Origin of the sequence: Bacillus sp. ILBB4 (assembly GCF_035064545.1) — a bacterium.
Taxonomy (GTDB): domain Bacteria; phylum Bacillota; class Bacilli; order Bacillales; family Bacillaceae_H; genus Priestia.
This window is the reverse complement of record NZ_JAIQVD010000001.1, coordinates 770385-793166: the sequence shown is the minus strand read 5'-3', so window position 1 is coordinate 793166 and position 22782 is coordinate 770385. Positions and strand designations below refer to the sequence as shown.

27 protein-coding genes, 1 pseudogene and 1 riboswitch are annotated in these 22782 nt (G+C 38.7%); of the genes and pseudogenes, 23 read left to right on the top strand and 5 right to left on the bottom strand.

The window, feature by feature from the left end; genetic code table 11:
* Positions 1 to 132: 132 nt before the first annotated feature.
* From rpmG to LAV82_RS04210, 8 genes are all read left to right on the top strand, one after another.
* Positions 133 to 282 (top strand): 50S ribosomal protein L33, encoded by a 150-nt coding sequence (gene rpmG, locus LAV82_RS04245; protein ID WP_013059189.1) that lies wholly within the window; start codon positions 133 to 135, stop codon positions 280 to 282.
* A 46-nt stretch (positions 283 to 328) separates the two neighbouring features.
* Complete coding sequence (locus LAV82_RS04240; RefSeq protein ID WP_013059188.1) at positions 329 to 895, top strand: 5-formyltetrahydrofolate cyclo-ligase; 567 nt, start codon at positions 329 to 331, stop codon at positions 893 to 895.
* Positions 882 to 1679 (top strand): DUF92 domain-containing protein, encoded by a 798-nt coding sequence (locus LAV82_RS04235; RefSeq protein WP_211077292.1) that lies wholly within the window; start codon positions 882 to 884, stop codon positions 1677 to 1679. Before LAV82_RS04240 ends, LAV82_RS04235 begins: the two co-directional genes overlap by 14 nt.
* A gap of 51 nt (positions 1680 to 1730) precedes the next feature.
* On the top strand, positions 1731 to 1907 hold the full coding sequence (gene yqgO, locus LAV82_RS04230; protein WP_013059186.1) for a protein YqgO: 177 nt from the start codon (positions 1731 to 1733) through the stop codon (positions 1905 to 1907).
* A 134-nt stretch (positions 1908 to 2041) separates the two neighbouring features.
* Positions 2042 to 3562, top strand: coding sequence for a rhomboid family protein (locus LAV82_RS04225; RefSeq protein ID WP_211077293.1), 1521 nt, complete (start codon positions 2042 to 2044; stop codon positions 3560 to 3562).
* A 181-nt stretch (positions 3563 to 3743) separates the two neighbouring features.
* A complete protein-coding gene (locus tag LAV82_RS04220) occupies positions 3744 to 3950 on the top strand; it encodes a YqgQ family protein (protein WP_013059184.1) in 207 nt (68 codons plus the stop codon).
* A gap of 2 nt (positions 3951 to 3952) precedes the next feature.
* Positions 3953 to 4921, top strand: a complete 969-nt coding sequence (locus LAV82_RS04215; RefSeq protein ID WP_182003449.1) for an ROK family glucokinase — start codon at positions 3953 to 3955, stop codon at positions 4919 to 4921.
* 111 nt (positions 4922 to 5032) lie between these two features.
* A complete protein-coding gene (locus LAV82_RS04210) occupies positions 5033 to 5935 on the top strand; it encodes a M14 family metallopeptidase (RefSeq protein WP_211077294.1) in 903 nt (300 codons plus the stop codon).
* A 35-nt stretch (positions 5936 to 5970) separates the two neighbouring features.
* On the opposite strand, the gene LAV82_RS04205 is transcribed toward LAV82_RS04210, so the two are convergent.
* On the bottom strand, positions 5971 to 6147 hold the full coding sequence (locus LAV82_RS04205) for a DUF2759 domain-containing protein (RefSeq protein ID WP_013059181.1): 177 nt from the start codon (positions 6145 to 6147) through the stop codon (positions 5971 to 5973).
* Positions 6148 to 6355: 208 nt separating this feature from the next.
* Between LAV82_RS04205 and LAV82_RS04200 the strand changes: the two genes are divergently transcribed.
* Positions 6356 to 6988, top strand: a complete 633-nt coding sequence (locus LAV82_RS04200; RefSeq protein WP_014458225.1) for an MBL fold metallo-hydrolase — start codon at positions 6356 to 6358, stop codon at positions 6986 to 6988.
* Positions 6989 to 7025: 37 nt separating this feature from the next.
* On the opposite strand, the gene LAV82_RS04195 is transcribed toward LAV82_RS04200, so the two are convergent.
* Positions 7026 to 7262 (bottom strand): DUF2626 domain-containing protein, encoded by a 237-nt coding sequence (locus tag LAV82_RS04195; RefSeq protein ID WP_013059179.1) that lies wholly within the window; start codon positions 7260 to 7262, stop codon positions 7026 to 7028.
* A gap of 261 nt (positions 7263 to 7523) precedes the next feature.
* Here LAV82_RS04195 and mgsR point away from each other — a divergent pair, with 261 nt between their 5' ends.
* The 9 genes from mgsR (at position 7524) to LAV82_RS04150 (ending at position 12365) form a co-directional block, all read left to right on the top strand.
* The gene (gene mgsR, locus LAV82_RS04190; protein WP_013059178.1) at positions 7524 to 7907 is read left to right on the top strand and encodes a transcriptional regulator MgsR; all 384 of its coding nucleotides are present in this window, start codon (positions 7524 to 7526) and stop codon (positions 7905 to 7907) included.
* Positions 7908 to 8176: 269 nt separating this feature from the next.
* Positions 8177 to 9229: a competence type IV pilus ATPase ComGA gene (gene comGA, locus LAV82_RS04185; protein WP_013059177.1), complete on the top strand. Its 1053-nt coding sequence runs from the start codon at positions 8177 to 8179 to the stop codon at positions 9227 to 9229.
* Positions 9220 to 10266 (top strand): competence type IV pilus assembly protein ComGB, encoded by a 1047-nt coding sequence (gene comGB, locus LAV82_RS04180; protein WP_013059176.1) that lies wholly within the window; start codon positions 9220 to 9222, stop codon positions 10264 to 10266. Before comGA ends, comGB begins: the two co-directional genes overlap by 10 nt.
* A 14-nt stretch (positions 10267 to 10280) precedes the next feature.
* Entirely contained in the window at positions 10281 to 10592 is a 312-nt protein-coding gene (comGC, locus tag LAV82_RS04175) for a competence type IV pilus major pilin ComGC (RefSeq protein WP_013059175.1), read from the top strand.
* Positions 10579 to 11016 carry a competence type IV pilus minor pilin ComGD gene (gene comGD, locus LAV82_RS04170; RefSeq protein ID WP_057233454.1) on the top strand — a complete coding sequence of 146 codons (438 nt, stop codon included), beginning with the start codon at positions 10579 to 10581 and terminating at the stop codon, positions 11014 to 11016. Before comGC ends, comGD begins: the two co-directional genes overlap by 14 nt.
* On the top strand, positions 11000 to 11338 hold the full coding sequence (locus LAV82_RS04165; protein WP_013059173.1) for a type II secretion system protein: 339 nt from the start codon (positions 11000 to 11002) through the stop codon (positions 11336 to 11338). The genes comGD and LAV82_RS04165 overlap by 17 nt, the downstream gene beginning before the upstream one ends.
* Positions 11335 to 11772: a competence type IV pilus minor pilin ComGF gene (gene comGF / locus LAV82_RS04160; protein ID WP_013059172.1), complete on the top strand. Its 438-nt coding sequence runs from the start codon at positions 11335 to 11337 to the stop codon at positions 11770 to 11772. Before LAV82_RS04165 ends, comGF begins: the two co-directional genes overlap by 4 nt.
* Positions 11762 to 12136, top strand: a complete 375-nt coding sequence (comGG, locus tag LAV82_RS04155; RefSeq protein WP_013059171.1) for a competence type IV pilus minor pilin ComGG — start codon at positions 11762 to 11764, stop codon at positions 12134 to 12136. Before comGF ends, comGG begins: the two co-directional genes overlap by 11 nt.
* Before the next feature lie 43 nt (positions 12137 to 12179).
* Positions 12180 to 12365, top strand: coding sequence for a YqzE family protein (locus LAV82_RS04150; protein WP_499715678.1), 186 nt, complete (start codon positions 12180 to 12182; stop codon positions 12363 to 12365).
* 24 nt (positions 12366 to 12389) lie between these two features.
* Here the strand turns inward: LAV82_RS04150 and LAV82_RS04145 are convergent, their stop codons facing one another.
* Together LAV82_RS04145 and LAV82_RS04140 are read right to left on the bottom strand one after the other, a co-directional pair.
* Positions 12390 to 13214, bottom strand: a complete 825-nt coding sequence (locus LAV82_RS04145; RefSeq protein ID WP_013059169.1) for a YqhG family protein — start codon at positions 13212 to 13214, stop codon at positions 12390 to 12392.
* Positions 13201 to 14874: a DEAD/DEAH box helicase gene (locus LAV82_RS04140; protein ID WP_014458233.1), complete on the bottom strand. Its 1674-nt coding sequence runs from the start codon at positions 14872 to 14874 to the stop codon at positions 13201 to 13203. Before LAV82_RS04140 ends, LAV82_RS04145 begins: the two co-directional genes overlap by 14 nt.
* A gap of 180 nt (positions 14875 to 15054) precedes the next feature.
* Positions 15055 to 15147, top strand: a riboswitch (glycine riboswitch).
* Between the two features lie 212 nt (positions 15148 to 15359).
* Between LAV82_RS04140 and gcvT the strand changes: the two genes are divergently transcribed.
* Genes gcvT through gcvPB form a run of 3 tightly spaced genes read left to right on the top strand, consistent with a single transcriptional unit; the run spans position 15360 to position 19298 of the window.
* Complete coding sequence (gene gcvT, locus LAV82_RS04135) at positions 15360 to 16460, top strand: glycine cleavage system aminomethyltransferase GcvT (protein WP_499715677.1); 1101 nt, start codon at positions 15360 to 15362, stop codon at positions 16458 to 16460.
* A 20-nt stretch (positions 16461 to 16480) separates the two neighbouring features.
* Positions 16481 to 17827, top strand: coding sequence for an aminomethyl-transferring glycine dehydrogenase subunit GcvPA (gene gcvPA / locus LAV82_RS04130; RefSeq protein WP_211077297.1), 1347 nt, complete (start codon positions 16481 to 16483; stop codon positions 17825 to 17827).
* Positions 17820 to 19298 carry an aminomethyl-transferring glycine dehydrogenase subunit GcvPB gene (gene gcvPB / locus LAV82_RS04125; RefSeq protein WP_499715676.1) on the top strand — a complete coding sequence of 493 codons (1479 nt, stop codon included), beginning with the start codon at positions 17820 to 17822 and terminating at the stop codon, positions 19296 to 19298. Before gcvPA ends, gcvPB begins: the two co-directional genes overlap by 8 nt.
* A 44-nt stretch (positions 19299 to 19342) precedes the next feature.
* Here the strand turns inward: gcvPB and LAV82_RS04120 are convergent, their stop codons facing one another.
* On the bottom strand, positions 19343 to 19726 hold the full coding sequence (locus LAV82_RS04120; RefSeq protein ID WP_013059164.1) for a rhodanese-like domain-containing protein: 384 nt from the start codon (positions 19724 to 19726) through the stop codon (positions 19343 to 19345).
* Positions 19727 to 19956: 230 nt separating this feature from the next.
* On the opposite strand from LAV82_RS04120, the gene LAV82_RS04115 reads away from it, so the two are divergent.
* On the top strand, positions 19957 to 20790 hold the full coding sequence (locus LAV82_RS04115) for a lipoate--protein ligase family protein (protein ID WP_013085005.1): 834 nt from the start codon (positions 19957 to 19959) through the stop codon (positions 20788 to 20790).
* A gap of 312 nt (positions 20791 to 21102) precedes the next feature.
* Positions 21103 to 22539, top strand: a pseudogene (locus LAV82_RS04110) (vitamin B12-dependent ribonucleotide reductase); the annotation flags it as partial.
* Positions 22540 to 22782: the final 243 nt, after the last annotated feature.

Genomic DNA, 22782 nt, shown 5'->3' with positions numbered 1-22782 from the left:
TCTAAGAGGAAAGAAAAAGTGAAGAAATGAAATTAAATGACTTTCTTCAAAAAAACAGACTGGCATTTCCTTTCGAAAAATGATATTATATTAAAGTCTGATTTATGTTTATAATGTTTGGAGGGAAAATAGATGCGCGTAAACGTTACATTAGCTTGCACTGAAACTGGTGACCGTAATTACATTACAACTAAAAACAAGCGTAATAACCCAGATCGTCTTGAGTTAAAAAAATACAGCCCAAGACTTAAAAAAGTTACACTTCATCGTGAAACAAAGTAAGCAGTAGGAGTACAATCCTGCTGTTTTTTTTATAGGGGGAATTAAAATGAAATCTCATCTGCGCAAAGAGATGAAGCGCGTTCTTAATTTAATTTCTGAAGAGCAGCACGAGGCACATTCAACAAGCATAGCAAATGCACTGTATGAAACTTGTTTATGGAAAGAAGCTAGAGTCATTGCAGCTACGGTTTCAAGAAATAAAGAAGTTAATACGAAAGCCATCATTGAACGTGCTTGGAAAGATGGAAAGAAAGTAGCTGTTCCAAAATGCAACCCCACAACATCTCAAATGGTTTTCTACGAGATTACGAATTTTTCACAGCTTGAAACAGTGTACTACGGGTTAGCGGAGCCAATTGTTGAAGAAACTGTTCCCGTTTCAAAATCTTCAATTGATTTACTCCTTGTGCCTGGCGTGGTATATAGCAAAAATGGATATCGTATCGGCTATGGAGGCGGCTATTACGATCGTTATCTAACAGATTATACCGGACAGAAGCTAAGCCTTGCGTTTGATTGTCAAGTGGTTTCAGAGGTCCCACATGAATCTCATGATATTCCCGTTGAATATATTTTGACAGAGAAGGAGCTTATTTGCTGTGAATCCGTTTGATGCTGTCATGATAATTGTAATATTACTCATGGCAGGAGCAGGCTACATAGCAAAAGCACTGACAGTATCGGGAGCCTGCATGTCTTTTCTCGTAGGAGCGAGCGTTTATATCGGTTTTTCGCTTCAAGGTTTTTTACTCTTACTCTTATTTTTTAGCACTTCTACGTTGTGTAGTAAGTACAAAAAAGAAAAAAAACACGCATTAGAAGAAAAGCTAGAGAAGCACGACAGACGAGATTATATTCAAGTCCTTGCTAATGGAGGTGTAGCTGCTGCTTGCGGTTTGTTATATGCAGCAACAGCTTTTCCTGTTTACATGTGGATGTTTATGATCAGTATCTCAGCTGCTAATGCGGACACATGGGCATCTGAAATAGGGTCTCTTAGTAAGAAGCCGCCGTTTTACCTTTGGACATTAAAGAGAGTAGAAGCGGGTACCTCAGGAGCCGTTTCACTTTTAGGTACAGCAGCCGGAGCAGCTGGAGCTTTTCTTATCGCTGCCGCTTGTTATTTTGCTTTTCCATCCGTATCGCTGAGTAGTATATTGCTAGTCGGGTGCTTTGGTTTTATTGGAAACGCTATAGACACTCTTCTTGGGGCAAGTGTGCAAGTTCGCTTTCGCTGTCAAAGCTGCGGTATTGAAACGGAACGGAAAGACCATTGCCGTAAACCAACGATAAAAGAGAAAGGAATAACTTTCTTTAACAATGATGTTGTGAATCTTGCCGCTATTTTGCTTGCTGCTTTTACGGGCGGAATCCTTATCCTGCTTTTACCTATATAAGAGCATAAAATGTTCGTCATAGGAGCAAAGTAAACGTAAGGAGGCTTGAAAATGAGACATATTGTATTAGTACTTACGCTTTTAGTTGTTGGAACGCTGGGCTATCAAATGAGATACCGTGTTTTAAATTCGCTGTTTGGAAATTCATTTATCCGCAGTCTAGCTGTTCGTTCATTTTTTAATTTGCCGTTTGTTCGGGATCGTTTAATGAAGCAGGTCTTCCGCTAAGAGCGAAAGATACATAAAAAACACCTTACAGACTTGTAAGGTGTTTTTTTGTAGAAAAAGAAAAAGGGAAAATCGTTGCTTTTTTCCTGGCTTTCTGCCATCTTTACATATAGAGAGTGTGAGGAGGTGACTATTTGTCTAGGCAAGATTTTTATTATTTGCAGCTGGCACAGCAATTGCTTGGCCATTCTTCATACGAGCTGATTTCGATGAAAGCTGATGCTTCAGAGCTATGGTTTCAGTCTTCGCATCGTAAAGATAAGTCAATCGTCCGTATAGTCCGCCGGAATTTTAAATCAGCCGTTGAGCAGCAAAAAGATGTATTGTATGCATTACAAAGAGCTGAGAATGTGCGAAAGCAGAGAGGTAAATCAACGCTTACTCTTAACACGATTTACTTTGCTGATTTTGATCCTTTTTATACAGAGCAGTCCTTAGAAAGTGCGCCAAGTCCCTCTAAAGTGAATAGTTACGTTGAACAACTAACGGCAGAGAAAGCAAGCGCTTATGAACCTCTATTCGAACGGCTGGGTCTTACATTAGAAAGCGCAGACAATTGCTCTTCCGAAGAAGAAGCACAGCGAATAGACCAGTGGAAACATAAAATTGTGCTCTTTGTACAGAAAAAACAAAGCGAAGAACAGCAAATAGCTGGATACGGGAAGCCTATTTTTACATATATATTTTTAGCGCTGCAAATCTTAATGTTTCTATTTCTGGAGTGGAAGAGCAGTACACAAAATACGCTCACTCTGATTCAATACGGAGCTAAATACAACCCGTTAATTATGGAAGGCGAATGGTGGCGTTTTTTTACACCTATAATTTTGCATATAGGACTTCTGCATTTGCTTATGAATAGTGTAGCCCTGTATTATTTAGGAACGCTTGTAGAGAGGATATATGGTAGCGGGCGTTTTGTCTTTATTTATATATTTGCCGGGTTTGCAGGATCTCTAGGAAGTTTTATATGGAATACGTCCATTTCCGCAGGAGCCTCAGGGGCCATTTTCGGTTGCTTTGGAGCTTTACTGTTTTTAGCAAGAACAAATCCACGCTTCTTTTTTCGAACAATGGGATCGAGTTTCATTGTCATCATTGTGATTAACTTGATTTTTGGATTTGTTGCGCCGAACGTCGATAATGCAGGGCATATTGGCGGTTTGGTTGGGGGATTTTTAGCTGCGAGCATCGTCAGTTTACCGAAACAAAAAAAGCTGTATATTCAGATTCCGGCTTTCATTTGCACGCTTTTATTAGTAGGAAGTCTGCTTTTTTATGGATATCATGAGCGTTCTGTTTATCAAGATGAGCCCTATGCACTCAGCGTAGCGGCTACGTATCTTCAGCAGAAGCAGTATAAAGAAGCAAAAGATGCCATTAAGCTTTTTGTTGAAAAAGGAACAGGAAATAGTAACGTGTATTTCGTCAGTGCTAACGCAGAATTTTATCTTGAAAATTATAAAGAAGCTAAACAGCAATTGAATCAGGCTGTAAAGTATGATTCAACTTTTCATGAGGCGTATTACAATTTAGCTCTGGTGAATATGAAACTGAATGATATTCCAGCGGCCACACAAAATATCGATAAAGCAATTGCGCTTGAACCGCAAAATGAAAAATACGAAAAGCTGAAGCAAGAGCTAGGAAATTAAAACTGTTGAATGACGAATTTAATATTTTATACTTTACTATTGTGAGAACGTTTACTAGAATATTAATATGTAGACCTAGCAGTGGGCGTTAAATACGGCCGCTGTTTATGACTGAATGACTGTTGAGTTATCTCAAAATAAATGAATCATATCACCTAGAAAATAGGATAAAGGTGACAGAATGAATACGTTATATGATGTACAACAATTATTAAAGTCCTTCGGCATTTTTATATACGTGGGCGATCGTATTGCTGATTTAGAGCTGATGGAAGCGGAAGTAAAAGAGTTATATCAGTCTAACTTGATTGATGTACGTGATTACCAAATGGCAATTCTTTTGCTTCGTCGAGAGTTAAAACAACAAAAAGAGAAAAAGGATGAATGAACATGGATGACAAATGGTTAGTTGGAGTTGATTTAGGCGGTACAACAATAAAAATGGCCTTTATTAATCATTATGGAGAAATCATTCACAAGTGGGAAATTAATACGGATGTGAGCGAGCAAGGCCGTAAAATTCCAACAGATATTGCAAAAGCAATTGATAAAAAGTTAAACGATCTTGGAGAAATAAAATCAAGGTTAGTAGGAATTGGTATTGGTGCACCGGGGCCTGTTAACTTTGCAAACGGTTCGATTGAAGTAGCAGTCAATTTAGGTTGGGAAAAATTCCCTATCAAAGATATCTTGGAAGTAGAAACTTCTCTTCCTGTTGTAGTAGACAATGATGCAAACATTGCAGCGATTGGAGAAATGTGGAAGGGTGCTGGAGACGGAGCAAAAGATTTACTTTGCGTTACGCTTGGCACAGGCGTTGGCGGTGGCGTCATTGCAAACGGTGAAATTGTACAAGGCGTAAATGGAGCCGCGGGTGAGATCGGGCACATTACTTCTATTCCTGAAGGTGGGGCACCGTGTAACTGCGGCAAAACCGGCTGTTTAGAAACCATTGCTTCAGCAACTGGAATTGTACGTTTAACAATGGAAGAATTAACGGAAACGGACAAACCAAGTGAGCTTCGCACAGTGTTAGAACAAAATGGACAAGTTACATCTAAAGATGTATTTGATGCAGCTCGTTCAAAAGACGAGTTAGCTATGCATGTTGTAGATAAAGTTGCCTTTCATTTAGGTCTAGCACTAGCAAACTCTGCTAATGCATTAAACCCTGAGAAGATCGTTCTAGGCGGCGGTGTGTCTCGTGCAGGCGAGGTATTACTTGCACCGGTAAGAGATTATTTCAAACGTTTTGCATTTCCTCGCGTAGCGCAAGGTGCTGAACTAGCAATCGCTACTTTAGGAAACGATGCGGGAATTATTGGAGGAGCTTGGTTAGTTAAATCTTATTTTGAATAATAAGCAAGAATCTAACTGAGATAAAAAAGCGCTTTGACATTTAGTCAAAGCGCTTTTTTATCATGCATCTTTTCAATCTTTACATATACATAGTGTAAAGGAGTGAAGATTATGCAAATTGTAGATATCCAAAAGCCCTACGATTACATGCGAACAATACAAGATATCCAAACACTTTTGACGTACTACCCCTATGGTTCTCTTGAATGGATAGGGTGCAGCGTGCTTGGAAAGCCGATTCCTCATATTTTAATTGGAAACGGAGAAAGAAAGGTTCATATTAATGCGTCTTTTCATGCCAATGAATGGATTACGACAAATGTTCTTCTACAGTTTGTTGAAGATTATTTAGCTGCTCTTCATTACGACCAGGCGTTGAACGGGCAGGAAGCAAGAGCTCTTTTTAATCAAATTACGCTTTCTGCGGTTCCAATTGTTAATCCAGATGGAGTAGATCTGGTCTTAAAAGGTCCTCCTGTAAGTGAACCTTATGCGTCTTTTCTTTCTAAAATAGGAAGAGATTTTCCTGATTTTCAAAGCTGGAAAGCAAATATCCGAGGGGTAGACTTAAACAATCAGTTTCCAGCCTATTGGGAAATTGAAAAAAAGCGCAAAGAACCTAAAGCTCCGCATTATCGGGACTTTCCAGGTTATGAATCTCTGTCTGAACCTGAAGCGCAGGCAATGGTAAAACTCGTTGAGCGTCATAATTTTGATTGTGTGATTGCTTTACATACCCAAGGAGAAGAATTTTACTGGGGGTATATGAATGAAGAGCCGACGGAAGCGGAGGAAATAGCCAGTTATTTTGAAAGGGTAAGCGGTTATAAAGCAGTCAAAACGATTGATAGTCACGCTGGATTTAAGGATTGGTTTATCTTAGAAAAGAAAAAGCTAGGGTTCACCTTAGAACTGGGGAAAGGAATTAATCCGCTGCCTTTATCTCAAATATCACGCGTATATAATCCGACCAAAGCTATTTTAGTTGCGGCAATGGAATATCTATCTATTTGAAAAGCCACGCAAAGCATATGCTTTGCGTGGCTTTTTTAATGATGTACCGCCGGATAACCGTGATGTATAATGGTCATCACGGTAAACCATCCGAACACACCGAATGTTAGTACCGAAAAACCAATGCCTAATATGTTTTTATTTCTAAAAGATGAAATAGCTGCAAATACGCCTAGCAATGTTGTTAGTGCAAAAATAATCATAAGACCCACTCGAAGAAACCTCCTTTAGGCAACTTAAAATTAAAGCGCTATCATTAGCTTATCCCTTTAATTGTAAAACTTTTCTAACCGTTTGTCGAGATGAAAACCAATCTTTCTTTCGCCTTATTAGCTTAGAAAGGTCCTTACTTTCATTTATAAGATGATGTGTGTATGATAATGCATATAACGGAAATAAATTTTACAAGGAGGATACATTATGAACTATCATCGTATACCGCTAGGACCTATTCAAACGAATTGTTATGTCGTTGCTAACGAAAAAAAAGAGTGTTTAGTTTTTGACCCGGGAGCTCAGGGAAAACAGCTCGTTGAATTTCTAGAAAAACAAACGTATAAACCGTTGGCTATTTTGCTGACACACGCTCATTTTGATCACATTGGAGGAGTAGATGAAGTGATGAATCACTACTCTATCCCGCTTTATGTACATAAAAATGAAAAAGAATGGCTTCATAATAGTGATTTAAACGGTTCGAAATTTTTTGATTTAGGAGAAATTACGGCTCCAGATGCAACCGATATTATTTCAGTCGAAGGCAATTTAACAATTGGCTCATTCCAATTTGAGGTGTACGAAACGCCTGGCCATTCTCCTGGCAGCGTTTCATATTATTTCAAATCGGGTAACTTTGTAGTATCTGGTGACGCGCTTTTTGCAGGCGGCATTGGACGTACAGATTTACCTGGAGGCAATCAAGCTCAGCTGTTAGAAAGCATCGAATCGAAATTGCTGTCCCTTCCAGAAGATACGCTTGTACTAAGCGGTCACGGACCTGAAACAACTGTGGGACACGAAATGGATCAAAATCCTTTCCTAAATGGTTTTTAAGAATACAAAAAGCGATGGAAGCCCATCGCTTTTCTCTTTACTGTCCTGGTGTCATCATAAAAGTTGACCAGTACGTGAACCCCACAAAAAAGACGGTCAAATATGCTCCGAAAACGTAAATGTACATTCTTTCAGACAGCTTTAAATAACTAAGAATTACAAAAAAGCCTGTTTGAGCTAAAAAGAGTAAAGAAGTCTTATGCATGTGACCGAGGTAAAACATTACAGTGAAAATTGCTGTCCAGAACCCCATTACACGGTACATTCGTTCCACGTCCATTTCCTCCTTTATCAAACTTAGTTAGTGTCATGATGAATGTCATCGCTGTGTAAGCACTAGAAAGCACTTATGAAACTATATCGATACTTTTCCATTATAATACATCCTTTCTTTCCTGAAAACGCTATCTTTTCCTTGAAATACGACAGAAGAAAAAAAGTTATACAAAACATGTGCAAAATACTATACAAAAGTTATACAAAACATGTACAATGTATATAAACAATCTATAACTAAAAAACGGGAGGGTTTCATATGGAAGAAATTAAATTTTATACGTACCCGAGCTGTACATCTTGTCGTAAAACGAAAAAATGGCTAGTGAAGGAAGATGTGAATTTTAAAGAGCGTCATTTATTTAGAGAAACACCTACTCATAAAGAAATGCTTGAACTTCTTTCTATGACAACAGAAGGGATGGATGAACTTCTTGCTAAAAGAAGTCAAGAATATAAAAAGTTAAATGTTGATGTGGATAGCATGACACTATCTGAAGTAGTCAATCTATTAATTGAACATCCTCGTTTGCTTCGCCGACCAATTTTAACAGATGGCAAAAAGCTTGTAGTAGGCTATAACGAATCTGCTCTTAAAAATTTAGTCAAGAAAAAAACAAGTCTTGCTTCTCTAGTTGTGTAAGCGTACATGATGAAGAAGTTCAATTCAGTAAATAACGAATAAAACGACAGCGTAGAGTTTTACATCACGTTGTCTTTTTTTATGTAGTCGTTTAGAGGTGTACAGAAGTTGTACATCGTGTACAAGGGCTGAAGCGAAGAAAAGAAGCGTATACTGAAAAAATTATAAAAAATGAAAAAAGAAGGAGGAAAATCTCGAAAAAGGTCGAAATTACTGTTTCTAGATGTTTTACTAATCATCTTTATTACAAATAAAGGAGTGATGATCGCTTGACCGAAATTGAACAGTTTGCAACTTACATTATACGAGATGCATGTGAGTGCCGAAGTTCTGATGTGCATATTGTGCCCCGAAAGAAAGATGCTGTGATTCAGCTGAGAATTGACCAGGAGCTTATTTTAAAGAGGGTTATTTCAAAGGAAATGTCTGAACGGCTCATTTCGCATTTTAAATTTTTAGGGGGAATGGATATTGGCGAGCGCAGAAAACCTCAAAATGGTGCATTGACCACTTCCATTGATCACTATCAAGTAAATTTGCGTTTATCAACCCTTCCTACTTCTCATGATGAAAGTCTTGTTATTCGGCTTTTGCCTCACCAACAATCTACATCTCTCAAACATTTATCTCTTTTTCCTGAACATACTAAAAAGCTTATTTCTCTCTTGAAATTCTCTCATGGATTAATTATTTTTACCGGTCCTACAGGATCAGGTAAAACCACTACTCTATATACTCTTTTACACGAAGTAAAGCACCTTTTTAATCGAAATGTTATTACACTAGAAGACCCTATTGAAAAACCGAGTGAAACCGTGCTTCAAGTACAGGTAAATGAACGGGCGGGGATTACGTACACGACTGGTTTAAAAGCTATATTGCGCCATGACCCAGACATTATCATGGTGGGAGAAATAAGAGATAGTGAGACTGCCAAAATTGCTGTGAGAGCAGCACTTACCGGACACTTGGTTTTGACAACGATGCATACTAAAGATACAAAAGGATCTTTGTACAGGCTGCTTGAATTTGGGGTTAGCTTTCAAGAAATGGAACAGACTCTTGTAGCAGTAGCTGCACAGCGCCTTGTAGAAATTCGCTGTCCGCTGTGTTCCGGAAAATGCCACCCCGCTTGTAAAAAAATGAGAAAGCATCGTCAGTCCAGCATATACGAATTGCTTTATGGCAAGGAGCTTAGTGCAGTGATGAGAGAAGTGAAAGGAGAAAATGCGGATTATGATTATAAGACGCTCCGAGATGTGATTCTAAAAGGAATCGCGCTAGGCTATTTATATCCGCATTCGCTAGACGGATGGGGGTAAAGACAAATAGACAAAAAAGGTGGTCTCTTGCTCAGCAAGCAAAAATTCTTAAGCAGGTCTCTAAGCTTTTGGAAAAAGGCTACACTCTTTCTCAAGCTCTTTCGTTTTTGACGTTTCAAGTATCTAACAAAGAAAAAACGGATATTGAAAAATGTCTTGAGCAGTTAAAACGAGGAGAATCTTTGCACGATGCTTTTGTTAAACTTCAGTTTCACCGCGATATTTTAAGCTATTTATATTTTGCGGAACAGCATGGAAACCTTCAATTTGCTTTAAAAGAAAGCAGCTCAATGATTGAAGAAAAAGTAAGGCATCGTAAAAAATTTCAAAAGCTTGTTCAATACCCCGTATTGCTACTGCTGTTTATTCTTTCCATTTTATTTGTTTTAAGTACGGTTTTACTTCCACAGTTTGAAGCTCTGTACTTATCCTTTGGAAACAAGCAGTCTTCGTTTATTCTCTTATTTATGCAGGCGATGTCGTTCTTTCCTTTTGTGTTACCTGCAGTCATCAGTATGCCAATCATTCTTTATTTGTTTTATGTGATTTATATTAAAAAATTGCCTCCAGTAGTTCAAATGCAGCTTTTTATGAGAGTTCCCGTTATCCGAACGTTCACACGGCTATTTAACTCGTACTTTTTTTCTGTTCATATGAGCAATTTACTAAATGGTGGTTTATCTATTTATGAATGCTTTGCTCTTTTTCAAAAGCAAGAGCATCATCCGTTTTTTCAAGTGGAAGCTTTTGCTTTTACAGATCAACTTTCCTCAGGAATGCGATTAGATCATATCGTTTCAGGTAAATCTCATTATGAAAAAGACTTGGCTCAAGTTATTGTGCATGGTCAGCAGAACGGTGAGCTTTCTCAAGAACTGTATGATTACAGTCTATTTATGATGGAAAGAATGGAACAGTTTATTTTTCGTATTTTAAAATATGTACAGCCGCTTACATTCTTATTCATCGGAATTGTCATTCTGCTTATGTATATGTCCGTTATGCTTCCGATGTTAGAAGTGATGTCGAGCTTGTAGAAAGGTGAAAGAATATGATTCTAAAAGGTGATAAAGGATTTACCCTTATTGAAATGCTCATTGTTATGCTCGTTATTACCGTGCTTTTGCTCATTATGATTCCAAATGTATTAAAGCATAATACGGTTATTAACAACAAAGGCTGCTCAGCTCTTGTCAAAACCGTAGAGGCTGAGGTACAAGTATACGAACTTGAAAATGGCGAAAAACCAAGTCTAGAAGAGCTTGAAGCAGGAGGATACTTAAAAGAAGGCACCGTGTGTCCAAATGGTCAAGCCATTCAAATTGACGGTACCGGAAAGGTTACAGCTAGTGGTTCTTCTTAAGCAAAAAGGATTTACCCTCATTGAGATGCTGATGGTTTTATTTATTGTGCAAGTGATGATGTTTTCCATTATTGTAGCCATTCGTCCGCTTGTGGAATATTACAAAATCACATTATTTTTGCGACAGCTGCAAAGCGACACGTTTTATGTGCAGCAAACAGCAATGAACCGAGAATCTCCAATTAAAATTAACTTCGCACCGAAGGGAACAGAATATATTGTTTCTGATTCTCGTGCCGTTCTTTATAAGCGCGCCTATGACTCCACCATTCATATCACGTTTGGAAGCGGCAATTCCACGATACAATACAACAAAAACGGCAATATTTCTCAAGCGAAGACCATTTTTATCAGCAATCAAAAATTTAAATATAAAGTTACTTTTCAAATAGGCAGAGGGCGTTTTTATGTGGACAAGATGTAAGGGTCAGCAGGGCTACACCTTGTTAGAAATGCTTGTTTCATTTAGCATGCTTTTACTCCTAACCGGTACAATTATTCCTTTGTATGTTCAGATGAAGGAAGCAGAAAAGAAGCAATATGTTTCGTATCAAGCTGATGCTATCTTGCACGAAGAGCTATTGAAATATAAATATGAAGCAGGATATAAACGGCGAGAAAAAATCGTAAAAGAAAACGTTGCGTTTTATCTGAAGTGGAACGGAGAAAGTGCTCAAAAGCTTTGTGTAGAATGGACAGATTCCGCTGAGAAAATGAAAAAGAAGTGTGATGTGATGTTGAAGTGAAAAGGGAAAAAGGCTTTACGCTTGTAGAGATGTTAGTCAGTTTTACTCTTTTTTTGATCATTGTTTCATTTTTCCCCATTATCATTCCGCTAGCTAAGCAAACATATAATCCGGATTTTAGTATGAATGAAATGGAGTGGGAAATTTTTGTGAATCAACTTGCTATGGAATATCGAGAAGCAAAAGAAGTTGGAATTCATGCGACTACGCTTACGTTGAAAATGGAAAATAATCAGATCATCACTTATGAACGCTACGAAGATAAAATAAGAAGACGAGTGGATGAAAGCGGTCATGAAGTTGTGCTGCAGCACATTAAGAATATTATGTATGAACAGCAAAAAGAAAGGCTTTTGATTCGTTCAACAGACGGTGTTAACAAAGTTAGAGAAGAAACCATTACGACATTTTTGATGCTTGCTCATGAAACATAATGAGCAAGGATTTATTCTCCCAGTTGTTTTGGCATTTTGTGCGCTTTTTCTTCTGTTAGTAGCTCAGCAAACCACTTATTTTGTGACGAAAAGTTCATTTTATCAAGAAGTAGAGCAGAAAAATCGTCTGCAGCATCTTTTAGAAAACGCGGTTGTACATGTAAAAAAAGAAATAAAAGAACATAATAAATCTCCATCTGCATCTTTAGTATTAGAAACTGGTACGGTTTCATACGAAGTAGTAAGTGAAGATGAACAGATGATCATCCTAAAAATAAAGTGTCAAACATTGCAAGGAAGAGCATTGACGGAAACGGCATATATTCAAAAAAAGGATCAGCACATTGTGAAGTGGACGGATTAAGTCTCTTTCTCTCCGGATATAATAGTGCTGAGGAGATGATTATATGAAAACGAATGATTATGTAAAATATATGACTCAGCAATTTGTACAATATATGGATCAGCCAAAAGAAGAGAGGAAAACGAAAAAAATTCAAAGAAAAGAAGAGCGAGCACCTTTTGCAAACAGATGGTTTGGAATGATTCCGCTGTCGTTTATGCTGTGGTATCGAAAGAAAAAAGAAAGATGAGCATATCATATGCTCATCTTTTTTTTAACCGGCTTGTGTTTTGTTAAATTGACGAGACATCGTTTCAGGCGATATGTAAAATAAGCCACCGTTTATAAACTTAAACAAGATAGTCGGCTCGTACAGTTCTTGAAGCGCTGTTTTTTCGGTCATATATATTTCTGGCAGCTCTTCTGCTGTTTCGTAAAAATGATCAAGAAGCGCTAAGTCTTCATACCATCTCTCCTGCGCTTTTTCAGCCCATTCAGTTGGCTGAGCTTTAACATAGTCAGTCACATATGATGTGAGTCGTGCGATGGCACTTTTAGGTTTAATAAAAGGTGAGAGAGTAAAGCAATAGTCTGAGATTTTAGATGACAAATTTTGATTAATGATTAATTCATGAAATGATTCAATAATCTGTCCATTGATTAAATTAATGCCAAGCGACAAGAGCTCATCTTTTTTACGATCGCATTTGTACGAGACTTTAATATTTAATGCAAGCCAAGGGTGTAAAGGCTGATTTGTTGGCTGAGCTGATGCAACTTGTTCATACAAGTGAATAAACCCGCCTAGTTTTTGAGTAGAAGCGAAAATTTGGTGCAGCCTAGGTGAACCGAAATGAATTCGTTCTCCTTGAACGGAATCGTCTTCAAATGCTGGATCTGTAATGAAAGTGAGCGAAGCAGGAGTTGCTTCTCCTCCCGTCTTTTCAATATAGTGCCAATAAAATGGACGATTCATCAATTCTTTATCGAGTTCAATCGTTAATTGAACCGTCAGGTAAGAAGATGTTTCTGTGACAATAGAACAATTATTAGCTAGAAAATAACGCTTTAAAAATTGATGAATATCAGTTTGCTGCATGCTGATCCTCCTCGCTGTCTTCGTATTGAATAATAGACGTCAAGTTCTCCATTTTGATTTTTATTTCTCCTTCACTCCGCGAATGAAATAAAATATCCTGAATATGCTCTTCGATATTTTTTAAATCAAGCTTTGTTAAAATATCATCTAGCTCTCCAACAACTCGTTCAAAAAGGTTTATTTTTTCGTATAACAATTTTAAAATATGTTCTTCGACCGTATGTTGAATGGCTAAATTGTAAATGTGAACATCATGTTTTTGACCTAAACGATGGACCCTTCCAATTCGCTGTTCTAGACGCATTGGATTCCACGGAAGATCATAGTTAATGATATGATGACAAAACTGAAGGTTGATTCCTTCTCCGCCTGCTTCAGTGGCAATAAATACTTGCGCGTGGCTTTCAAAAAGCTGCTTCATCCAGTCTTTTTTACCTCGCTTAAATCCGCCTCTAAAAGGTACAGAGGTAATTCCATGCTGTTTTAAATACCACTGTAAATAAAGTTGAGTTGCTCTGTACTCAGTAAAAATAATGACTTTATCATCAATTTTCTGAACGAGCTCTAGCACTTTTTCTGCTTTTGCATTTTGCGGCACTTGCTGAAGTAGTTCCATTAACGGAGTGATCATATGTTCCGTTAATGCGCTGTTTTGATCTTCCTGACGTTCGAGCATGTTTTTTAATGTCATATACACCGCTTCACGGCTGCTGCAGGCCTCTCGCTGCAGGGTTAAAATTGAAAAAGCGCTTGAAGGGTGCAGTCCGTTTCCTTTAAAAGACGTAATCGCATCGTACAGCTCGCGTTCTTTTGGCGAGAATTCAACAGGAATGGTTTGAACAATTCGCTTCGTCCATTCGATACCCGTATCGTGGCGGCGATTTCGAATCATAACTTTGTTAACAAGCTCTTTTAAGTGTTCATCGTTTTGCAAAGAGCGTTTTTTAGCGGAAAATAATTCTTCGAAATAGTCTTTATTGCCGAGATGGCCAGGCTTTAAAAGAGAGACTAAGTTAAAAATTTCTTCAATTCGATTTTGAATCGGTGTTGCGGTTAGCAACAGACAAAATTTCTTTTTTAAACTTTGCACAAATTCATAGTTTTTTGTTTTGTTGTTTTTAAGTTTATGAGCTTCATCAATGATGATGAGGTCGTAGTCTTGTTCAAGCACAATTTCTCGATGAGGAGAACGTTTTGCTGTATCAATTGAAGACACAACGATGTCACACTGATCCCACACATATGATTTTCTTTGAGGGACTGCGGGAATATAAAATTTTTGATTCAATTCCATAGCCCACTGTGAAACAAGCGAAGCTGGAACTAAAATGAGAACTTTTTTCACAAGTCCGCGAATCATATATTCCTTCAAAATTAACCCTGCTTCAATCGTTTTCCCCAGTCCTACTTCATCTGCTAAAATGGCTTTCCCATTCATTGTTTCAACTACTTGTTTGGCTACTTCGAGCTGATGAGGAAGCGGCGTTAAATCAGCTAGATGTTTTGGGCTTTGTAGTCCTTCAAATTCTGAGATAAGCGTTTGGTCTTCTATTTCATAGGCAAGTTTATACAAATCCCATGCAGACCAAGGGCCGTCTTGCTCCAATTTAGTTGAGAAGGCTGCTTCCCATGTTTCATCGATGTTTAATTTCACTTTCATGATAAAAATGCTCCTTTGTAAAAAATTTTTATTGAACAAATGATAAGAATCAGGTAGGATAAAAATATATTTAGAAAATTTGAAAAAGAAAATAGATTAGCACTTTACAAATGATTGTGTGAATAAAGATAGATACATCTTTCAGTAGTATGCCCAACTTTACCAACTTTATAGAAGCGAATGACGACACGGGGAGAGACTACTTGAATGTAGCGCCGAAGGAGCAAGCAATAAAATTGTGAATCTCTCAGGCAAAAAGACTCTTGTTTGACGCAGCTCTGGAGAGTGTCTATGCGTTTATAGACCACCCACGAGGCAAACCTATTCGTTTATAGGTAAACTTTCAGGTGAAAAGGACAGAGACTTCCTACTAAATACAGTAGGGGGTTTTCTGTCCTTTTTTGTTTGGATACGTAGTGATCCCCACACTATTTGAAAACTCCCCGTTATGAAAAGTTTCACGTGAAAAAGAGGAGGACATAAATATGACAACAGAATTACACAAAACGCCGCTTTATGATACCTATCAAAAATATGGTGCCAAAACAATTGATTTTGGAGGATGGGCTCTTCCCGTTCAATTTTCTTCTATTAAAGAAGAGCATGAAGCTGTACGTACAAAGGCAGGCCTTTTTGATGTCTCTCATATGGGAGAAATTCTTGTAACAGGAGCTGATAGCTTAGCTTTTCTTCAGCACACGATGACAAATGACGTTTCTACCCTCGTAGATGGAAAAGCACAGTATACGGCTATGTGTTATGAAGACGGAGGCACGGTAGATGATTTGCTGATTTATAAAAAAGCAGATCAAGAGTATTTGCTAGTCGTAAACGCTGCTAATATTCAAAAAGACTATGAGTGGCTAGTGTCTCACAAACAAGGAGATGTAACGCTCGTTAATCAGTCTGATGAAACTGCGCAGCTAGCTTTACAAGGTCCTGTAGCAGAAAAAGTTTTACAAACGTTAACGAACGAAAATTTATCTTTATTAAAGCCATTTACATTTGCTGATGATGTAGAAGTAGCGGATGTAAAAGCTCTCGTTTCACGTACTGGGTACACCGGGGAAGACGGCTTTGAAATTTATTGTTCTTCAGCTGACGCCTCTCACTTGTGGACGGCTATTTTAGAAGCAGGCAGTGATGAAGGTGTGCTGCCTTGCGGATTAGGAGCTCGCGATACGCTTCGTTTTGAAGCTACTTTGGCTTTATATGGCCAAGAGCTTTCAAAAGATATTACGCCCATTGAAGCTCGAATTGGATTTGCAGTAAAAACGAACAAAGACAGCTTTATTGGAAAAGAAGTGTTAAAAGAACAGCGTGAAAGCGGGGCACCTCGTAAACTGGTAGGAATTGAAATGATTGATAAAGGTATACCAAGACACGGTTACGAAGTATTTGCAGATGAAGAACAAATTGGATTTGTGACAACAGGTACACAGTCACCGACATTAAAGAAAAACATCGGTTTAGCGCTATTGTCAGCAGAGTATTCAGAGCTTGGTCGGGAAGTAGAAGTGCAGGTTCGAAAAAAACGCTTAAAAGCAAAAGTGGTTTCAACACCTTTTTATAAACGTTCAAAGTAAGCTTTGGGGAGGAATTTAACATGTTACATCGCTATTTACCAATGACAGAGCAAGATCAGCAGCAAATGTTAGCAGCAATTGGTGTTTCATCTGTTGATGATTTATTTTCAGATATTCCGCAGCGCGTTCGTTTTCAAGGAGAATACAATATTAAAAAAGCGGCTTCAGAGCCTCAGCTGTTAAAAGAATTAAATAGTATGGCTGCTAAAAATGCTCATTTAAAAGACTATGCTTCTTTTTTAGGAGCAGGAGTTTACGATCATTACATGCCGGTTATTGTTGATCATGTTATTTCTCGTTCGGAATTTTATACGGCCTATACTCCGTATCAACCAGAAATTTCTCAAGGAGAACTTCAGGCCATCTTTGAATTTCAAACAATGATTTGTGAGTTAACGGGGATGGACGTGGCTAATTCTTCTATGTATGACGGAGGAACTGCTTTAGCAGAAGCCGCTATGCTCAGTGCGGGTCAAACAAAAAAGAAAAAAGTACTTGTCTCTTCGGCTGTTCACCCTGAGTCAAAAGATGTGTTAAAAACGTATGCGAAGGGTCAATACATTGAAGTGGTAGAAATCCCTGCAGCAGACGGAGTAACAGATATGATTGCATTGGAAAAAGAGATGGGGAGTGACGTGGCAGCTGTTATTGTCCAATACCCAAATTTCTACGGACAAATCGAGCCGTTAAAAGAAATTGAAGAAATTACTCATCAAGAAAAATGCATGTTTGTGGTTTCAAGCAATCCTTTATCATTAGGTTTACTTACGCCCCCTGGAGAATTCGGAGCTGATATTGTCATTGGAGATGCACAGCCATTTGGTATTCCAAGTCAATTTGGAGGACCGCACTGCGGATACTTTGCAACTACGTCTAAGCTTATGCGGAAAATTCCAGGACGATTAGTAGGGCAAACGGTAGATGAAAACGGTAAGCGAGGGTTTGTTTTAACCCTTCAAGCGCGTGAACAGCATATACGCCGCGATAAAGCGACGTCTAACATTTGTTCAAATCAAGCGTTAAATGCTTTAGCGGCATCAGTTGCAATGACAGCTTTAGGCAAGCAAGGTGTAAAAGAAATGGCGCTGCAAAACTTATCAAAAACGCATTATGCATATGAAGCGTTAAAGGTAAAAGGGATAAATGTAGCATTTGAAGGACCGTTTTTTAACGAATTAGTCGTGAAGCTTCCTGTTTCGGTAACAGAAGCAAACAATCATTTATTAGCATCAAAAATAATTGGCGGTTATGATCTTAGCCGTGATAACCAAGCGCTTGAAAATCACATGCTGCTTGCTTTTACAGAGCTCCGTACAAAAGAGGAAATTGACCAACTTGTAAATGAATTGGGGGATCTTCATGCTTAATCAAAATCAATCACTTATTTTTGAAAGCAGTAAAGAAGGGCGAATCGGCTATTCATTGCCAGAGTTAGATGTGCCGCAAGTAAATGCTGAAGAACTGCTTGGAAAAGCGTATGTGCGTACCAAAGCTCCTGAGCTTCCTGAAGTATCAGAACTCGATATTATGCGTCATTACACCGCGCTTTCAAAACGAAATCACGGAGTAGACTCAGGGTTTTATCCGCTTGGTTCATGTACGATGAAATATAATCCAAAAGTGAATGAACAAGCAGCACGCATTGCTGGGTTTGCGCATATTCATCCGCTTCAAGATGAGCAAACGGTTCAAGGTGCTCTCGAACTTTTATATGATTTACAAGAGCATTTAACAGAAATTACAGGAATGGATGAAGTAACACTTCAGCCAGCAGCAGGTGCTCACGGCGAGTGGACCGGGCTTATGATGATTCGTGCTTATCATGAAGCAAATGGTGAGACGCAGCGAACAAAAGTCATTGTTCCAGACTCAGCTCACGGAACGAACCCGGCTTCGGCAACAGTTGCGGGATTTGAAACGGTAACGGTAAAATCAAACGAACATGGTTTAGTGGACTTAGAGGATTTACGCCGCGTAGTAGGAGAAGATACAGCCGCTTTAATGTTAACAAACCCAAATACGCTAGGGTTATTTGAAGAAGATATTTTAGAAATGGCTGAAATTGTTCACGCAGCAGGTGGAAAGCTTTATTATGATGGTGCAAATTTAAACGCAGTATTAAGTAAAGCCCGTCCTGGAGATATGGGGTTTGACGTTGTGCATTTAAACCTTCATAAAACGTTTACAGGCCCTCATGGAGGAGGCGGTCCTGGCTCTGGTCCGGTAGGGGTAAAAGCAGATTTAATTCCGTATTTGCCTAAACCAGTGCTTGTGAAAACAGAACAAGGCTATCACTTTGACTATAACCGTCCTCAGTCAATTGGACGCGTAAAGCCGTTTTACGGCAACTTCGGTATCAACGTTCGCGCTTATACGTATATTCGTTCAATGGGTCCAGACGGCTTAAAAGCCGTGACGGAAAACGCTGTGCTAAATGCCAACTATATGATGCGTCGTTTAGCAGAACACTATGAGCTTCCGTTTGACCGTCACTGTAAGCACGAATTTGTTTTATCAGGAAAACGTCAGAAAAAGCTGGGCGTGCGCACATTGGATATTGCGAAACGACTGCTTGATTTTGGCTATCATCCGCCAACTATCTACTTCCCGCTTATCGTAGAAGAGTGCATGATGATCGAACCAACGGAAACGGAGTCGAAAGAAACGCTAGATGCGTTTATCGATGCGATGATTCAAATTGTAAAAGAAGCAGAAGAAACGCCTGAAGTCGTACAGGAAGCTCCGCATACAACAGTTGTGAAGCGCCTTGATGAAACGCTGGCAGCGAGAAAGCCAGTTCTTCGCTATCAGAAAGAACAGGCTGTTCAAAACGTCTAACAAAAAACCTCGCCCAAAGGCGAGGTTTTTCTATATACATACCATTATTTTTTCTTTTTTACTTTACCGTTCCACATTTTGAAGCCGCCTTTTAAATCATAGATTTCTTGAACACCGTGGCGACGAAGCATTTGTGCTGCACGTCCTGTGCGCATTCCGCTTTGACAATAGATGTAGACAGGCTGATCTGGACGAAATTCTTTAATGCGCATACGGAACTGTGAAAGAGGAATATTTCGTGCGCCTAAAATATGTCCGTTTTCAAATTCATTCGGTTCACGAATATCAACTAGCTGTGCCTTGCGGTAGCCGGTGCGGAATTCTTCTTCAGTTAACGTTTTCATAATGCGACGTTGGTAAAAGAACATAACGACAGAGTATATGATAATTACTCCAAGTAAAATGAGTACTGCTGTAATTGCTGACATGCTGATTCTTCCTTTCTTCGACAAAATCCATACTCTTATTATATAAGTGAATGAAATTAGAAGTAAAGCGATTTTGCCTTGAATCTAGCGGATTTCTTCCCGAAAATGAAAAAACTACCACATTTGAATTCACAGTTTTATGTTGCTCTTTGCTTTTCCTTAGCTCAATCTTTTGGTAGACTAAAAAACGGATTTATTTTTTATATTACATATAGCTGAGGATGAGGTAGATGAAAGCAAAGTGGAGATTTATTGATTCCAACAACCGTTCGCCTTATTACAATATGGCGTTAGATGAAGCGTTATTAGAATGGCATAGTAAAGGAGAAATTCCACCTACGATTCGTTTTTACGGATGGAACCCTCCAACGCTGTCAATCGGTTATTTTCAAAAAGCTGAAAAAGAAATTAACTTTGATAAAGTAAAAGAATTAGGACTAGGCTTTGTAAGACGTCCAACGGGCGGCAGGGGCGTGCTTCACGATGAAGAGCTTACTTACAGCGTAATTGTATCTGAAGAGTATCCTAACATGCCTAAGACAGTTACAGAAGCATATCGCGTAATCTCTGAAGGTTTACTGGAAGGATTTCGTTCGTTAGGGCTCGAGGCTTATTTTGCTATTCCTCGTTCAGAAGAAGAAAAAAATAGCTTAAAAAACCCTCGTTCGTCCGTATGTTTTGATGCTCCTTCTTGGTATGAACTAGTTGTAGAGGGCCGCAAAATTGCTGGAAGTGCCCAAACCAGACAAAAAGGAGTTATTCTACAGCACGGCTCTATTCTGTTAGAGATTGATGAAGATAAATTATTCAGCGTGTTTAATTATCCAAATGATCGCGTGAAAGAAAGAATGCAGCGCGCATTCCGTTCTAAAGCGGTAGCCATCAATGCAATTGCTGGCCGCAAAATCTCTATTGAAGAAGCAAAAGAAGCGTTTTATAAAGGATTTGCTTCGGCTCTTGATATCGATTTAGAACCGTATACACTGTCTGAAGAAGAGGAAGCATACGTAGAAGAACTAGCGCGCACAAAGTACGGATCGGATGAATGGAACTTTAAGCGCTAAACGGATGCCGATGGGAAATAGATAAAAGTGCAACTTCTTATAAGTTGCACTTTTTATTGGAATTTTTAGAAATAATTCTTGGCTGATAGAATACATAGGGAAGAAAAGTCAAACACTTTTTTTACGAAAAAAAAAATATTTCACTTGACACCTTTCTATATGTAGATGTTTGGATAAGTGTCAAATACTATATATTGAATTCGTCCAAGCCCTGTGGTAAGTTATTGATAGTTGATTGAAAAACTCTTTTTCCTTTAAAAGGAAAAAGAGTTAATAAATTTATAGATGTTCGATAGGTAAGGAGTTGTGAGAATGACTGTTTTGTTAAATCAAAAAGTGAATATGAATGTTGAAAAGCTCAATTCAGATATTGAACGCTTTCCGCAAGTACATCCGATTACACCGGATATGAAGTTGACTCATAAAGGTGTTTCAAGATTGGTAATGTTAGACCGCTATGCTTTTAAAGATACGGAAAAATTAACGTTATCAGGAGGAGATTTTGTTGTTCTAACTGTAAAAGAAGATCCAAAATTTCCAGCACGAGGACTTGGCTATGTGGAAAGCATTAATTTTGAGCAAAAGACCGCTGTTGTCAAGGTAGAAGATGAGTTTAGAGGTGCTTTATCGCCCGAAGAAGCAGAAAACGGGTTAATCACTCGTTCGCTGGATGTCATTGAAAAGCCTCTAGAGGTCTTCTACGAGCAAATTGCAAAACGTAATGCAACAGGCTTAGCTTCTGTGGAAAAAACAGAAGAAAAGCGTAAAGAGTGGTTTGAAAAGTTCTATCAAGAGCTTGTTCAGCTAAACTTTGTACCAGCTGGCCGCGTTCTTTACGGTGCAGGTGCTGACACAGACGTAACGTACTTCAACTGTTATGTAATGCCTTATGTAAAAGATTCACGTGAAGGTATTTCAGAACACCGCAAACAAGTAATGGAAATCATGAGCCGCGGAGGCGGTGTTGGAACGAATGGTTCAACTCTTCGCCCGCGCAACACGCTGGCTCGCGGTGTAAACGGCAAATCATCTGGTTCGGTTTCATGGTTAGATGATATTGCTAAACTGACGCATCTTGTTGAGCAAGGTGGGTCACGTCGTGGGGCTCAAATGATCATGCTTGCCGACTGGCATCCTGATATTGTAGAGTTTATCATTTCTAAAATGCAAAATCCTCGCATTTTACGTTTCTTAATTGAAAACACAAATGACGAAATGATTAAAAAGCATGCACAAGATAAATTGAAGTTCACGCCGCTAACAGAGTCTGAAGAAGCGATGTACCAAGGAATCATTAACTATAAACAAATTCCTGGTCTTGGTGGGTTCAGTGAAAAAATCATTAAAGATGCAGAAGAAAAGCTGCAAACAGGCGGAACGTACAGCGTTCATAACTCAGAGTTTTTAACAGGAGCAAACATTTCTGTATGCTTAACAAAAGATTTTATGGATGCTGTTGAAAACGACGGTGAATATGAACTTCGCTTCCCAGACGTAGAAAGCTATTCAAAAGAAGAAATGGCTAACTACAATGAAAACTGGCACGAAGTAGGCGATGTGCGCGAATGGGCAAAACAAGGAAACAAAGTTCGTACGTACCGTACTATCCGTGCGAAAGAGCTATGGAACTTAATTAATATTTGTGCAACGTACTCAGCTGAACCAGGCATTTTCTTCTTTGACAATGCTAATGATATGACAAATGCTCAAGCATATGGTCAGCACGTTGTTGCAACAAATCCATGTGGTGAATAGTTTGCCTCATGTAAAACATTGCGGAATAAAGCAGGAACCCTGAGATGGGAATCTGAACCGAAGGCTAAACGTAAAGGTTTAGTCAGGGGCAACGCATAGAAGCTGATCCTGTATAACAGACTATAATGCTTCCACGAGGCCGCAACGTTACAATTTTAAAGCTCCGAAAGAGTATTTGAAAGAAATGGCTGAATAATTGTAACGAAAACGTATGCTGAACTTACGTAAATATGAAGC

Coding starts and splice junctions, on each gene's coding strand:
- rpmG (WP_013059189.1), top strand. CDS start 133: ATGCGCGTAAACGTTACATTAGCTTGCACTGAAACTGGTGACCGTAAT.
- LAV82_RS04240 (WP_013059188.1), top strand. CDS start 329: ATGAAATCTCATCTGCGCAAAGAGATGAAGCGCGTTCTTAATTTAATT.
- yqgO (WP_013059186.1), top strand. CDS start 1,731: ATGAGACATATTGTATTAGTACTTACGCTTTTAGTTGTTGGAACGCTG.
- LAV82_RS04220 (WP_013059184.1), top strand. CDS start 3,744: ATGAATACGTTATATGATGTACAACAATTATTAAAGTCCTTCGGCATT.
- LAV82_RS04215 (WP_182003449.1), top strand. CDS start 3,953: ATGGATGACAAATGGTTAGTTGGAGTTGATTTAGGCGGTACAACAATA.
- LAV82_RS04210 (WP_211077294.1), top strand. CDS start 5,033: ATGCAAATTGTAGATATCCAAAAGCCCTACGATTACATGCGAACAATA.
- LAV82_RS04200 (WP_014458225.1), top strand. CDS start 6,356: ATGAACTATCATCGTATACCGCTAGGACCTATTCAAACGAATTGTTAT.
- mgsR (WP_013059178.1), top strand. CDS start 7,524: ATGGAAGAAATTAAATTTTATACGTACCCGAGCTGTACATCTTGTCGT.
- comGB (WP_013059176.1), top strand. CDS start 9,220: ATGGGGGTAAAGACAAATAGACAAAAAAGGTGGTCTCTTGCTCAGCAA.
- comGC (WP_013059175.1), top strand. CDS start 10,281: ATGATTCTAAAAGGTGATAAAGGATTTACCCTTATTGAAATGCTCATT.
- LAV82_RS04165 (WP_013059173.1), top strand. CDS start 11,000: ATGTGGACAAGATGTAAGGGTCAGCAGGGCTACACCTTGTTAGAAATG.
- comGG (WP_013059171.1), top strand. CDS start 11,762: ATGAAACATAATGAGCAAGGATTTATTCTCCCAGTTGTTTTGGCATTT.
- LAV82_RS04150 (WP_499715678.1), top strand. CDS start 12,180: ATGAAAACGAATGATTATGTAAAATATATGACTCAGCAATTTGTACAA.
- LAV82_RS04145 (WP_013059169.1), bottom strand. CDS start 13,214: ATGCAGCAAACTGATATTCATCAATTTTTAAAGCGTTATTTTCTAGCT.
- LAV82_RS04140 (WP_014458233.1), bottom strand. CDS start 14,874: ATGAAAGTGAAATTAAACATCGATGAAACATGGGAAGCAGCCTTCTCA.
- gcvT (WP_499715677.1), top strand. CDS start 15,360: ATGACAACAGAATTACACAAAACGCCGCTTTATGATACCTATCAAAAA.
- gcvPA (WP_211077297.1), top strand. CDS start 16,481: ATGTTACATCGCTATTTACCAATGACAGAGCAAGATCAGCAGCAAATG.
- gcvPB (WP_499715676.1), top strand. CDS start 17,820: ATGCTTAATCAAAATCAATCACTTATTTTTGAAAGCAGTAAAGAAGGG.
- LAV82_RS04120 (WP_013059164.1), bottom strand. CDS start 19,726: ATGTCAGCAATTACAGCAGTACTCATTTTACTTGGAGTAATTATCATA.
- LAV82_RS04115 (WP_013085005.1), top strand. CDS start 19,957: ATGAAAGCAAAGTGGAGATTTATTGATTCCAACAACCGTTCGCCTTAT.